We start from the raw sequence: 13,698 nt of genomic DNA on the forward strand, positions 1-13,698 counted from the left end.
AGTCGCCCCGCACGTACTCCGTGCGCCTGCGCGACGTGGGGGCGAGGCGGGCAATTGCGGACTAGAGTCGTCTGGTTACGGTCAGTTGTGGGGTCGGGGTTCGGTGGCAGGGCCTCGGAGTTGTGGGGGGAGGGCCTGTAGAGCATGAGTCGTCGCTCCAATGGGTTGGTCGGGATCTGGGCCGAGGTGCAGCGGCAGCAGCAGCGTCAGGTGGAGGAGCGGGCGCGGCAGCAGCGGGAGTCCGATAGACAGCAGCGTTACCAGCAGAGGGAGTTGGCGCGCAGCCGGCGTGAGCATCAGGCCGCGTACCGGCAGCAGCGGGAGGCCGACGCGAGGCGGCGCACCGAGGAGTTGGACGCGCGGGTCGAGTCCTTGCGGGGGTTGCTGGCCGCCGGGTGCCGGGCTCCGGCTTTCGGGACCGCGCAGCTCACCCGCGCCGAGCAGGTGGAGCCCTTCGCGCCCGGGCCGCTGGCGTATCCGAGGCCGATGCCTGATCCGAACCAGTATCAGGCGCAGGGCGGTTGGGGGCTCGGTGCCGGCCGGCGTGCCCAGGCACAGGCGGAGGCGCGCGCCCGGTTCGAGCGCGACTGGCAGGCCGCGCAGGCGGCGGAGGGGCAGCGCCTGCAACAACTGGCCGCCTACCAACGGCAGTACGAGCAGTGGGCCGACGACCGGTTGAGTGAGATCCGTCAACACAACGCCGGTGTCGCCGAGATGGCCGCCGGGCTCCGCGACGGTGATCCCGAGGCCGTGGTGGAGTACTTCTCCGCGGCCCTCTACGCCTCGTCCGCGTGGCCCGAGGACCTGCCCCGCCAGGTGACGGCCGCGTACGACTCGCCCGCACGGCAGCTGGTGCTGAACTGGGAGCTGCCCGGGTACGACGTCGTACCCGAGGTGAAGCTGGTGCGCTACATGCCAGGCGCCGACCAGGACAAGGAGGCGCCCCGCCCGGCGACCCAGCGCCGCGCGCTGTACCGGGACGTGCTCGCGCAGTGCGTGCTCCTCGTCCTGCACGATCTCTTCGCGGCGGACGAGTTCGGGGCGCTGGAGTCGGTGGCGCTCAACGGGTTCGTGGACGACCACGACCCGGCGACGGGCAGACAGGCGCGGATCTTCCTGGCCACGGTCATGGCGTCCCGCTCCGTCTTCTCGGGCCTCCGCCTGGAGCAGGTCAGCGCCGTCGACTGCCTGGTGGACGGGTTACGGGGGCAGCTGTCGGCACGGCCCGACCAACGTGCGGTCGTACGGCCCGGCCGGCGGCCCGAGGACGTCGGCAACGGCGTCGTCACCCACGGGGGCGACGAGGAGCCGGATCTGTACGAGATGGACCCGGTCGCCTTCGAGTCGCTGGTCGCGGAGCTGTTCCGGGCCATGGGCATGCAGGCCGTGACGACCCAGCGGTCGAACGACGGCGGTGTGGACGTCGACGCGCTGGACCCGACGCCGATCCGGGGCGGCAAGATCGTCGTGCAGGTGAAGCGCTATCGCAACACCGTGCCGCCCACCGCCGTCCGGGACCTGTTCGGCACGGTCCAGGACGCGGGCGCCAACAAGGGCGTACTCGTCACGACCTCCGGCTTCGGCCCGGGTTCGCACACCTTCGCCAACGGCAAGCCCCTGGAACTCGTCGCGGGCAACGAACTGGTCGACCTCCTGCACCGGCACGGGCTGCGCGGGCGGCTCGGGAACTCCGGCAGCCCGATCCCCGCCCAGCGCACACCGGAGGGACGTACACCGGACGCCGACGACGGGACGGACGACCACAACAGGCTGGGCATGTTCTGGACGGGCCAGGTCGCCCTGGACGTCTGCGCGCTCGTCTGCCACGGCAACCGGGTGCTCAGCGACGAGCACTTCGTCTTCTTCAACAACCCACGGACACCGGACGGTGCGGTCCGCGCGCTCGCCGCCGCCGCACCGGACAAGGCGGCGATCCGGGTGTCCTTCGACACGTTGCCCGAGCGGGCCGACAGGCTCGTCCTCGTCGCCGCGGTCGACCCCGAGATCAACCCCGAAGCCGATCTCTCCGGCTTCACCGAGGCGGGCATCCGGCTGTCGGACGCCTCGGGAGCCGAGCTGGGCCGCCTGGACGTGTCCGACGGCAGGGCCGACGAGACCGCGCTGGTCCTGGGCTCCTTCCGCCGCCGAGCCGGCGGCGACTGGGACTTCGTGCTCGGCGGCAAGGGATACCGGGGCGGTCTGGAGGAGCTGATCCGGGAGTACGGGATCGACGTGGACTAGCGTCCTCGCCGCGTCGGGCGAAGGCTCCGGTCCACGGCCGGTCCATGGTGGAAAAGCCGTGGCCGGACCTCGCCCGGGCCCGCCACAATGAGGCGATGCCGCAGCTCATCAGCCCCGACCCCCGGTTCCGGACCGCCTTCCTCGACGCCGTGCGCGAAAACGTGGCCGAGGGGGAGTACTTCGGCGACACCCTCAAGCGGGAGCTCGCCGTGTACGGCGACAACTGGCAGCAGCCGGACGGCTTCGTGCGCTATGTCGCGGCGATCCGTGAGGAGGAGCTGGAGGAGGGGCGGCGGCCCGAGGGCTTCGTACCGAGCAGCTGGTTCTGGTACGTGGACGGGGACGACTATCTGGGCCGGATCCAGATACGGCACCGGTTCACCCCTCATCTGCGCGACTTCGGCGGCCACATCGGCTACGGCGTACGGCCGACGGCGCGCAGAAGGGGGTACGCCACGGCCATGCTCCGGGACGTTCTGCCGCACGCGCGTGACCTCGGGCTCGATCGGGTCCTCGTCACCTGCGACACCACCAACGTCGGCTCCCGCAAGGTGATCGAGGCCAACGGTGGAGAGTTCGAGGACGAACGCGGCGGAATGCTGCGGTTCTGGATCCATACGGGCCCTTGATGCGTCCTCGTTGATATGGACCTGGAGAAGTCGCCGCAGCCCGCGCCGCGTGAGTCGCCCGGGCTGCGTGGGATTCCCGCGAAGCCCGAGTCGCCCGTGGCGTCCGGTGCACATGGTGCGCATGGTGTGCCCGCGCGGCAGGACGCCGCTCCCGAGGGCTGCCTCGCCGTCGCGATCCGTATCCCGGTGCGGATCGTGGTGCTGGTGCTGGTCGTGCCGGTACGGATGGTGTGGGACGCGTTGGTCGTCGGCGGGCGTCTCCTCAAGGACACGCTGTTCCGGCCCCTGGGGCGGGCGGTCATGTGGGTGTTCGCGCCCGTGGGGCGGGCCGTCGTGTGGCTGGTCGAGGGGATCGCGACCGTCGTCGCGTGGCTGCTGACCGGCCTCGGGTACGCCCTGGCGTGGCTGGGCAAGCTGCTGTTCGTCTGGCCGTGGGTGGGGCTCTGGCGGTACGTGGCCCTGCCGCTGGGCCGCGCCCTGGCCTGGCTCGGGAACGTGCTGATCGTCGTGCCCGCCGTCTGGCTGTACGAGCGCGTGCTGACGCCCGTCGGACACGGAGTGGTGTGGGCGCTGCGGGGGATCGGCGCCGGGTGCGCCTGGCTGTGGCGGGTGTCGGTCGTCACTCCCGCCGCATGGCTGTACCGGGCGCTGCTCGCACCGACCGGGCGGGGTTTCGCCTGGGCCGTGCTGGGACTGTGGGGCGCCATCACATGGGTCGGCCGCGGTGTGTGGGCGGGCGTGACATGGGCTTCCCTGGGCCTCTGGGCCGGAGTCGTATGGGTCGCGAGTGGTGTGTGGACCGGCGTCGTATGGGTCGCGAGTGGTCTGTGGGCCGGCATCACATGGATCGGCGGAGGACTGTGGGCCGCCATGACCTGGATGGGGCGTGGGATCTGGGTGGGAGTGACCTGGATCGCCATGGTCGTCGGGACACTCCTGCGGTGGATCTTCGTCGTACCCGCCGTCGCCCTGTGGCGCTGGGTGCTCGCACCCCTGGGCCGGGGCATCGCCGTCGTCGCCCGGGAGATCGGCGAAGCCCTGGGGCACGCGTGGCGCGTCGCCGGGTACATCTCGCTCGCCGTCGGACGCTTCCTCGGGCGACTCTTCCGGTGGATCTTCGTGGAGCCGGTGCGATGGGCGTACAAGAGCGTGCTCACTCCCGTCGGACACCTCGTACGGGACGCCGTCTGGCGGCCCGCGGCGGAGGCCGCCCGGAGCGTGGGCCGTACCACCCGGCAGGCCCTGGCGAGCGCCCGTGAGACGGCACGGCAGACCCGGGCCGACATCCGCCGCATGGTCTTCGGAGCGCCGCGTGAACCCGAGCCGGTCGCCCTGCCCAAGCCCCGGAGCGAGCCCGAGCCGGTGCCCCTGGCCAAGCCCGGCGGCGGCCTGTAGTCCGGGCCGGACCGCTCCCGACGGGAACCGGCGGGCGCCGAGGCACGTACTCTAGGTAGCAGTACGACCGCTCTCACGAAGGACTGAACGACACTGGGCAAGCGACAGCCCGAAGGCCCGCCGCCCGCACCCGCGGTGCAGCGCATCCGACTGCGTTACACCAAGCGCGGCCGCCTCCGGTTCACCAGCCACCGCGACTTCCAGCGTGCCTTCGAGCGTGCGCTGCGCCGCGCCGAGGTGCCCATGGCGTACTCGGCGGGGTTCACCCCACACCCGAAGGTGTCGTATGCCAATGCCGCACCCACCGGCACGGGCAGTGAGGCCGAGTACCTGGAGATCGCGCTCACCGACGCGCGCGACCCCGAGAAGCTGCGCCTGCTCCTCGACGAGTCGATGCCTCTCGGGCTCGACATCATCGACGCCGTGGAGGCCCGTACATCGGGTCTCGCCGACCGGCTCACCGCGTCCGTATGGGAGCTGCGCCTCGACGGCGTGACCCCCGAGGACGCGGAGCGCGCGGTCGACGCCTTCACGTCGGCCGAGGCCGTCGAGGTCCAGCGCAGGACGAAGAACGGCATGCGCACCTTCGACGCCCGCGGCGCCGTCGCGAGCCTGGAGGCGCACACAGCACAACCAGAGGCACAAAAGTCACAGCCTGAGACGCACAGTCCACAGGCTGATAGGCCGACCGACCAGGCCTGTGCGATACTGCGGCTGGTTGTTCGGCACGTGACGCCTGCCGTTCGACCTGACGACGTCCTGTCCGGTCTCCGAGCTGTGGCCGACCTGGCGCCGCCGGTCCCCGCAGCGGTGACCAGGCTGGCGCAGGGGCTTTTCGATGAAGAGACCGGCACGGTGACCGACCCGCTCGCGCCCGACCGCGAGGCAGTGGCTGCCGCCCCACCCACGGCCGCGACCGCTGCCGCCGCGAAGGCGTCGGCGTAAGGAAGGTCCCGCGTAAGGACGAACGTCGAAGCGCCGCCCTCGTATCCGGGAGCCACCTGGGTCGGGCAGCGCACCGACCAGAAGACTTTCGCCAGGCCGTACGCACACATGGCGTACGGAACCGGCGAGACAGGACACAGAGAGCTCCCGTGCGGCGCCCGCGCCCCGGACGGCGGCACCGCGCATCGCGCGAGCCGCGGACGTCACCGGATCCGCGGCGCCCGGGAGCCTGACGGGAGATCCACCCGCATGCTCGAACCGACCGAACCCGCTGAGCCCTCCAACGGCTCCGAGAACAGCACCCCCAGCGACACCCTGCCGCCGCGCAGGCGTCGTCGCGCCGCGTCCCGCCCCGCGGGACCGCCCTCCGGGAACCCCGAGGGCGAGAGCGTGGCCGAGACCACCGCGCCGGCCATACCGGCCGTGAGCTCCACCGATCTCGCGACGGAGGAGCCGGAGGAGACCGAAGAGGCGGCTGCGGCCGCTGAGGCGGTGACCGCCGAGAAGGCCGCCACTGAGACGTCTGTCACCGACGAGCCGGCAGCCGAGGCCGCCGCTCCTGCCGTACAGGCGGAGCCCGCAGCCGAGGAGGCTGCCCCGGCACCGCGTACGCGCCGTCGGGCCACCCGCCGTGCGTCCGCTCCCGCCGGTGCGCCGCAGGCCGCCGAGACGGCTCAGACCACTGGGCCCGACGAGGCCGTCGTGATCGAAGAGGCCGTCGCCGCCGCTCCTGCCGTACATGCGGAGCCCGGGACACCCGCCGCCGAGCCCGTGGCCGAGGAGGCTGCTCCGGCGCCCCGTACGCGCCGTCGGGCCACGCGCCGTGCCACCGCACCCGCCGGTGCGCCTACGGAGACCGAGGCCGCTGTGACCGCCGGGGCCGACGAGGCCGCCGTGGCCACGACCACCGCCCCGGCCGCCGCCGAAGCCGAAGAGGCGCCGGCCGTCGAGGCCGAGGACGCCGCCCCCAAGGGCCGTACCCGCCGCCGGGCCACCCGTCGGGCCACCGCGCCCACCGGTGCGCCGCAGGCCGAGGCGGAGACGCCCGTGACGGCGTCCGCCGAGGCCGCCGCCGAGCCCGCCCGCCGCGCCACCCCGCCCGAGGCGGAGCGCGCCGAGACCCCCACCGCGACCGAGCCCGTCGAGGCCGATGTCCGCGACGAGCGCAGGGAGGCCCCCGTGGCCGCTGCCAAGAACGACCGGGCCCCCGAGGCCGACACCACCGCCGACGCCGAGGACGGCGCCCCGCGCCGCGCCCGTCGCCGTGCCACGCGCAAGGCCGCCGGAGGCTTCGCCGCGCCCGCGCCCGACAAGAGCACGGAGACCGAGAAGGACTCCTCGCGGCGTCCCGCGCGTCCCGCGGTCGCCGTGTTCCAGGCGCCCGTGTTCACCGAGCCGATGTTCCAGACGCCGGAGCGCGCCGCGGCCGCCGCCGCTGCCGAGGCCGCCGAGGAGCCCGGGGCCCCCGAGGACATCGTGGAGCCGGTCCAGGAGGCCGCCCCCGTCGCCGAGGAGGAGACGGGCGGATCGCGCAGGCGTCGCCGCAGCAGGAAGGCCGAGGAGCCCGCCGCCCCCGTGGCGGAGGCCCCCGAGCCCGAGGAGGAGCCCGTCGACGAGGAGTCCGCGGAGGACACCGCCGACGACTCCGCCGAGGGTGACGACGGCGAGGAGACCGGTTCGCGTCGTCGGCGCCGTCGTGGCGGCCGTCGTCGCCGCCGGGGCGAGTCCGCCGAGGCGGACGGCGAGTCGGGAGACGGAGACGACTACGCCGCCGAGCAGTCCGAGCGGTCCGAGCGGGCTGCCCAGGACACCGAGGACACCGCAGAGCAGACGGACGAGGACGCCGAGGACGAGCGCGAGGAGCCGGGCGGCTCCAGCAGCAGCCGTCGCCGTCGTCGCCGTCGTCGTCGCGCCGGTGACTCGTCCGGCGAGGTCGAGACGAGCGACAACGACCCCGAGCGCACGGTCGTCAAGGTCCGTGAGCCGCGCAGCAAGAAGGAAGAGCGGTCCGACGCCTCGGACGAGGTGCAGTCCATCAAGGGCTCGACCCGTCTGGAGGCCAAGAAGCAGCGCCGCCGCGAGGGGCGCGAGCAGGGCCGCCGCCGCGTTCCGATCATCACCGAGGCCGAGTTCCTGGCCCGTCGTGAGGCCGTCGAGCGCGTGATGGTCGTCCGCCAGAGCGGCGAGCGCACCCAGATCGGCGTCCTGGAAGACAACGTGCTCGTCGAGCACTACGTCAACAAGGAGCAGTCGACCTCGTACGTCGGCAACGTCTACCTGGGCAAGGTCCAGAACGTGCTGCCGTCGATGGAGGCCGCCTTCATCGACATCGGCAAGGGCCGCAACGCCGTGCTGTACGCCGGTGAGGTCAACTTCGAGGCGCTGGGCATGGCCAACGGCCCCCGCCGCATCGAGAGCGCGCTCAAGTCCGGCCAGTCGGTCCTCGTGCAGGTCACCAAGGACCCGATCGGCCACAAGGGCGCCCGCCTCACCAGCCAGGTGTCCCTCCCCGGCCGCTACCTGGTCTACGTGCCCGAGGGCTCGATGACCGGCATCAGCCGCAAGCTGCCCGACACCGAGCGCGCGCGTCTGAAGACCATCCTCAAGAAGATCGTCCCCGAGGACGCGGGCGTCATCGTGCGCACCGCCGCCGAGGGCGCGAGCGAGGACGAGCTGCGCCGTGACGTCGAGCGGCTGCAGGCGCAGTGGGAGGACATCCAGAAGAAGGCGAAGGGCGGCGGCGGTTCGAACGCGCCGACGCTGCTCTACGGCGAGCCGGACATGACCGTCCGCGTCGTCCGCGACATCTTCAACGAGGACTTCACCAAGGTCATCGTGAGCGGCGACGAGGCATGGGAGACCATCCACGGTTACGTCGCCCATGTGGCGCCCGACCTGGCCGACCGCCTGTCGAGGTGGACCTCCGAGGTCGACGTCTTCGCGACGTACCGGATCGACGAGCAGCTCGCCAAGGCGCTGGACCGCAAGGTCTGGCTGCCGAGCGGCGGTTCGCTGGTCATCGACAAGACCGAAGCGATGATCGTCATCGACGTCAACACCGGCAAGTTCACCGGTCAGGGCGGCAACCTCGAAGAGACGGTCACCAGGAACAACCTGGAGGCGGCCGAGGAGATCGTGCGCCAGCTGCGGCTGCGCGACCTCGGCGGCATCGTCGTCATCGACTTCATCGACATGGTCCTGGAGTCCAACCGCGATCTGGTGCTGCGCCGCCTCCTGGAGTGCCTGGGACGCGACCGTACGAAGCACCAGGTCGCCGAGGTGACCTCGCTGGGCCTCGTCCAGATGACCCGTAAGCGGGTCGGCCAGGGCCTGTTGGAGTCGTTCTCCGAGACCTGCGTCCACTGCAACGGCCGTGGCGTGATCGTGCACATGGAGCAGCCGACCTCCGCCGGAGGCGGCGGCAAGCGCAAGAAGCGTGGCCGTGGCGGCGCCGAGCAGACCCACGACCACGACCACGAGCACACGCACGAGGCGGAGACGGCCGAGCCCGACGAGACGGCGGCCGAGGTCGCCGCGGAGGCCGCCGAGCCGGTCGCGCTGCCCGAGCCCGAGTTCGTACCGGACGAGGACCTCTACAGCAGTGCCGCCGAGGCGGAGGCCGCGGCCACGCGTGGCCGTTCGCGGCGCCGTGCCGGCAGGCGGGCGTCTGCCCCGGCGGGCGCGCCGAGGTCCGAGAGCCGTCGGTCCGAGCGCCGCTCGGAGGCTCCCACGGCCCAGTCCGTGACGTCGCAGGACGAGGCCGAGCGTCCCGTGCAGCCGGAGCCGGCCGCCACCGCGCAGGCCGCGCCCGCCGCCGCCGAGGACCCGGTGGTCGAGGCCCCGGCGGCCGCGGCCCCCGCCGTCGAGGACGCCGCGCCCAAGGGCCGTACGCGCCGTCGGGCGACCCGCAAGGCCACCGCGCCGGCCGGTTCGCCCAAGGCCGCGGAGGAGGCCGTGGTGACCGTCACCGAGCCGGTCGCCGCACCCGTCGAGTCCAAGACGGAGCCGGTCGCCGAGCCCGAGCCGCAGCCCGCCACGGACAGCGCCGCCCCGCCGCGGGCGCGCCGCCGTGCGGTCCGTAAGGCCACCGCTCCGACCGCGTCCGCGGAGACGGCCGTCATGGTCGTCCCCTCGGCTTCGGCGGAGGCTCCTGCGGAAGCCCGGACGGAGGCCGCCGAGGCGCCTGCCGAGGCCCCCGCGGAGGCGTCCGGCGACGGAGAGGCTCCGGCCAAGAAGACGGCCCGGAAGACGGCCAAGAAGGCGACCGCCAAGAAGGCCGCGGCGAAGAAGACGACGACGGCCAAGAAGACGGCCGCCAAGAAGACCGTGGCCAAGAAGACGGCGAAGACCGCCAAGACGGCCGCGAAGTCGACGTCGAAGAAGACGGCGGCGGCTGAGCAGCAGTCGCCGTCCACGGTCACGGCCTCCACCGACGAGGGCTGAGCACCCGCGCAACCGAAGACGCCCCCTGGCCCGTGGTCCGACCGCGGGTCAGGGGGCGTTCGGCTGCTCGGACGACGCTCCGTCAGGGAAACCGAACTGCTGCGGGTTCCGGCCGATTTGGGAGTTCCTGACATGTTTTCAGGAGCATCACGATCATCACAATTACCCCCCCGCCTCTTGGAGGGCGATCATCTACCTGTAAAACTCATGCAGTCATAGGCGTGAACACACGGGTGCGCGTTGGGGAGAACGTTCACACGTGTCAGGGGAGGGGATCTCAATGGCGCGCGTGCGCCTGAAGGGCACTGGGCGACACCGTGCCGTAAAGCCGGTCAAGGGCGGGCGGCAGGCCGTCGCGCTGGCCACTGTGCTGTCCGCGGCGGGCGGACAGGCCGTCATGTCGGCGGGTACCGCACAGGCCGTGGACAACCCGGCGTGGACCGAGGGGCCGATCTTCAACGACCCGCTCGGCACGGCCGACCAGCAGACCGTGATTCGCACCCGGCTCATCGAGCTGACGAACTCCGCGCTGCCCGGCTCCACGATCAAGGTCGCGGTCTACCACGTCTGGGAGGCCTCGGTCGTCAACGCGCTCGTGGCGGCCAAGAACCGCGGCGTCGACGTCCAGGTGCTGCTCGACGAGTCCAGCATCAGCGACCGGCCCACCAACACCGCGTACGGCACGCTGGCCTCGGGGCTCGGCACGGACCGTACGCAGAGTTCGTACGTCGCGACCTGCCCGGAGAACAAGTCGTGCCTCGGCGACCCGAAGTTCGGGCAGTCGATCATGCACAACAAGTTCTGGCTGTTCTCGGCGGTCGAGGGCGCCACGAACGTGGTCGTCGAGACCACCTCGAACTCCACGCCGTCGGCGCACACCAAGTTCTTCAACGACGCGCTGCTGCTGCCGAACAACCCGACGATGTACGACGCGTACGCGGACTACTTCGACACGATGGTCGCGCAGGACTGGGAGTCCTGGAACTACCGCACGGTGAGCAACGGCCTCTACAAGGCGTACTTCTTCCCGCGGGCCGGCAACACCCGGGCCACCGACACGGTGTACTCGATCCTCAACAACGTGACCTGCAAGTACAAGGACACCGCAGGCGTCACGCAGTCGACCAAGGTCCGGGTGGCGATCTTCAAGATCACACGGCTGGCCATCGCGGAGAAGCTGGTCTCGCTGAAGAAGGCGGGCTGCTCCGTGAGCATCGTCTACGCGGAGTCCGACAGTGCCAAGAGCAGCGGCGGCACCAAGGGCACGTGGGAGAAGCTGCACACCACCGGCGGTCCGACCGTGCGCTGCTACAACGACGACCGGGACCCGCTGAACCCCGGCCAGAAGCTGTCGACGCCGTACATCATCCACTCCAAGTACATCCTCATCGACGGCATGTACGACGGCGTGAAGAACAAGGTCAGCTTCACCGGCTCCGGCAACTACACGGGCCCCGCGCTGCGCGAGAACGACGAGTCGATCGTGAAGGTCGACGACGACGCCGTGCACGACATGTACAAGGTCCACTTCGACCGGGTGACCAAGGTGGCCTACCCGGGCACGGCGGACACCACGGACCTGTGCAAGGGCGTGAAGCCGCTGCCCGACGACGGCGAGAAGCCGACCACCTAGGTCCTGGTCAGGAGCGGCCCTCGACCCGGTTTGACCCCCAGGTCGGGGCCCCGTAACCTTGACCCTCGGTGTGTTCACTGACGCACCGCATTCCCGTAAACCTCTTCCTCCCGGTGGCTCGCGCCCCGGGAGAGGCCGCCTGCTTTCCTCGGCGGCTGGACTGCGGGGATTCCGATTTCGAGCGAGAGAGAGATCCGCGTGTACGCCATCGTGCGCAGCGGTGGTCGCCAGCACAAGGTTGCTGTCGGCGACATCGTTGAGGTTGACAAGATTTCCACTGCCAAGGTTGGCGACACGGTCGAGCTCTCGACCCTGCTCGTTGTCGACGGCGACGCCGTGACCAGCGACCCCTGGGTCCTTGCCGGCATCAAGGTCCAGGCCGAGATCGTGGATCACCACAAGGGTGTCAAGATCGACATCCTTCGCTACAAGAACAAGACCGGCTACCGCCGTCGTCAGGGCCACCGCCAGCAGTACACGGCGATCAAGGTCACTGAGATCCCCGCGGCTGCGAAGTAAGGGACTGAGGAGAGATGGCACACAAGAAGGGCGCATCGTCCACCCGGAACGGTCGCGACTCCAATGCTCAGCGGCTCGGCGTGAAGCGCTTCGGCGGTCAGGTCGTCAACGCCGGTGAGATCCTGGTCCGCCAGCGCGGCACCCACTTCCACCCCGGCGCGAGCGTCGGCCGCGGCAAGGACGACACGCTGTTCGCCCTCGCCGCCGGTGCGGTGGAGTTCGGTACTCACCGTGGCCGCAAGGTCGTGAACATCGTTCCGGTCGCCTGACCGGATCTTTCGCGAGGCGGACCTCACTTCCCGTACGGGAAGCGGGTCCGCCTTTCGCGTGTTTTAACTGAGTAGTGATCACTGAGCGGCGAAGACCGCCGGGTGATCATCGATGAGAGATTTCCGTACGTAACTGGAGGCACATCCCATGACCACCTTCGTGGACCGCGTCGAGCTGCATGTCGCCGCGGGTAGCGGAGGTCACGGCTGTGCCTCCGTCCACCGGGAGAAGTTCAAGCCGCTCGGCGGCCCGGACGGTGGCAACGGCGGCCGTGGCGGTGACGTGATCCTGGTCGTCGACCAGTCCGTCACCACGCTCCTCGACTACCACCACTCCCCGCACCGCAAGGCCACCAACGGCAAGCCCGGCGCGGGCGACAACCGCTCCGGCAAGGACGGCCAGGACCTGGTCCTGCCGGTCCCGGACGGCACGGTGATCCAGGACAAGGCGGGGAACGTACTCGCGGACCTGGTGGGCCAGGGCACCACCTACGTCGCCGCACAGGGCGGCCGGGGCGGCCTCGGCAACGCGGCGCTGGCCTCGGCCCGCCGCAAGGCCCCCGGCTTCGCGCTGCTCGGCGTGCCCGGTGACCTCCAGGACATCGTCCTGGAGCTGAAGACGGTCGCGGACGTCGCGCTCGTCGGCTACCCGAGCGCGGGCAAGTCCTCGCTGATCTCGGTCCTGTCGGCCGCCAAGCCGAAGATCGCGGACTACCCGTTCACGACCCTCGTCCCCAACCTCGGTGTGGTGACGGCGGGTTCGACCGTCTACACGATCGCGGACGTGCCGGGACTGATCCCCGGGGCGAGCCAGGGCAAGGGCCTCGGCCTGGAGTTCCTGCGCCATGTGGAGCGCTGCGAGGTGCTCGTCCACGTCCTCGACACGGCGACCCTGGAGTCCGACCGTGACCCGGTCTCCGACCTCGACATCATCGAGGAGGAGCTGAAGCAGTACGGCGGTCTCGGCAACCGGCCGCGGCTGGTCGTCCTCAACAAGATCGACGTACCGGACGGCAAGGACCTGGCCGAGATGGTCCGCCCGGATCTGGAGGCGCGCGGCTACCAGGTCTTCGAGGTCTCCGCGGTGGCCCACACGGGCCTCAAGGAGCTCTCCTTCGCCCTCGCCGGCCTGGTCGGTGAGGCCCGTGCTGCGAAGCCCGAGGAGGAGGCCACCCGAATCGTCATCCGCCCGAAGGCGGTCGACGACGCCGGCTTCACGGTGGTCCAGGAGGGGGACGGACTCTTCCGCGTACGGGGTGAGAAGCCCGAGCGCTGGGTCCGTCAGACCGACTTCAGCAACGACGAGGCCGTCGGCTACCTCGCCGACCGGCTCAACCGCCTCGGTGTGGAGGACTCGCTGATGAAGGCGGGCGCCCGGCACGGGGACGGGGTCGCCATCGGCCCCGAGGAGAACGCGGTCGTCTTCGACTGGGAGCCGACGGTCATGGCCGGCGCCGAGATGCTCGGGCGCCGCGGTGAGGACCATCGTTTCGAGGCGCCTCGGCCCGCCGTCACTCGGCGGCGCGAGAAGCAGGCGGAGCGGGACGAGGCGGACCAGGAGTTCGACGACTTCGACCCGTTCTAGACCGCAACTGGGAGCTCCGCCCCAGGCCCCCACGGTCCG

The 13,698-nt window shown here is 71.2% G+C and carries 9 protein-coding genes; all 9 read left to right on the top strand.

Features of this window, described 5'->3' with window-relative positions:
- The first annotated feature begins 144 nt into the window (after positions 1-144).
- The 9 genes from OG718_RS35290 to obgE all read left to right on the top strand — a co-directional run bounded on the left by OG718_RS35290 (position 145) and on the right by obgE (position 13,659).
- A complete protein-coding gene (locus tag OG718_RS35290; RefSeq protein WP_328846063.1) occupies positions 145-2,241 on the top strand; it encodes a restriction endonuclease in 2,097 nt (698 codons plus the stop codon).
- Positions 2,242-2,336: 95 nt separating this feature from the next.
- Entirely contained in the window at positions 2,337-2,870 is a 534-nt protein-coding gene (locus tag OG718_RS35295) for a GNAT family N-acetyltransferase (RefSeq protein ID WP_328846064.1), read from the top strand.
- A 126-nt stretch (positions 2,871-2,996) separates the two neighbouring features.
- Positions 2,997-4,265, top strand: coding sequence for a hypothetical protein (locus OG718_RS35300; RefSeq protein WP_443055195.1), 1,269 nt, complete (start codon positions 2,997-2,999; stop codon positions 4,263-4,265).
- A 135-nt stretch (positions 4,266-4,400) separates the two neighbouring features.
- Positions 4,401-5,210: a TIGR03936 family radical SAM-associated protein gene (locus OG718_RS35305; protein WP_143632106.1), complete on the top strand. Its 810-nt coding sequence runs from the start codon at positions 4,401-4,403 to the stop codon at positions 5,208-5,210.
- Between the two features lie 249 nt (positions 5,211-5,459).
- Positions 5,460-9,653, top strand: a complete 4,194-nt coding sequence (locus tag OG718_RS35310; RefSeq protein ID WP_328846065.1) for an Rne/Rng family ribonuclease — start codon at positions 5,460-5,462, stop codon at positions 9,651-9,653.
- 280 nt (positions 9,654-9,933) lie between these two features.
- Positions 9,934-11,286 carry a phospholipase D-like domain-containing protein gene (locus OG718_RS35315; RefSeq protein ID WP_143632102.1) on the top strand — a complete coding sequence of 451 codons (1,353 nt, stop codon included), beginning with the start codon at positions 9,934-9,936 and terminating at the stop codon, positions 11,284-11,286.
- A 198-nt stretch (positions 11,287-11,484) separates the two neighbouring features.
- Positions 11,485-11,805, top strand: a complete 321-nt coding sequence (gene rplU / locus OG718_RS35320; protein ID WP_006374708.1) for a 50S ribosomal protein L21 — start codon at positions 11,485-11,487, stop codon at positions 11,803-11,805.
- Between the two features lie 14 nt (positions 11,806-11,819).
- On the top strand, positions 11,820-12,074 hold the full coding sequence (rpmA, locus tag OG718_RS35325; RefSeq protein WP_006374707.1) for a 50S ribosomal protein L27: 255 nt from the start codon (positions 11,820-11,822) through the stop codon (positions 12,072-12,074).
- A gap of 148 nt (positions 12,075-12,222) precedes the next feature.
- A complete protein-coding gene (obgE, locus tag OG718_RS35330; RefSeq protein WP_143632101.1) occupies positions 12,223-13,659 on the top strand; it encodes a GTPase ObgE in 1,437 nt (478 codons plus the stop codon).
- The last annotated feature ends 39 nt before the right edge of the window (positions 13,660-13,698 follow it).

The sequence above is a fragment of the Streptomyces sp. NBC_00258 genome (assembly GCF_036182465.1).
Lineage (GTDB): Bacteria > Actinomycetota > Actinomycetes > Streptomycetales > Streptomycetaceae > Streptomyces.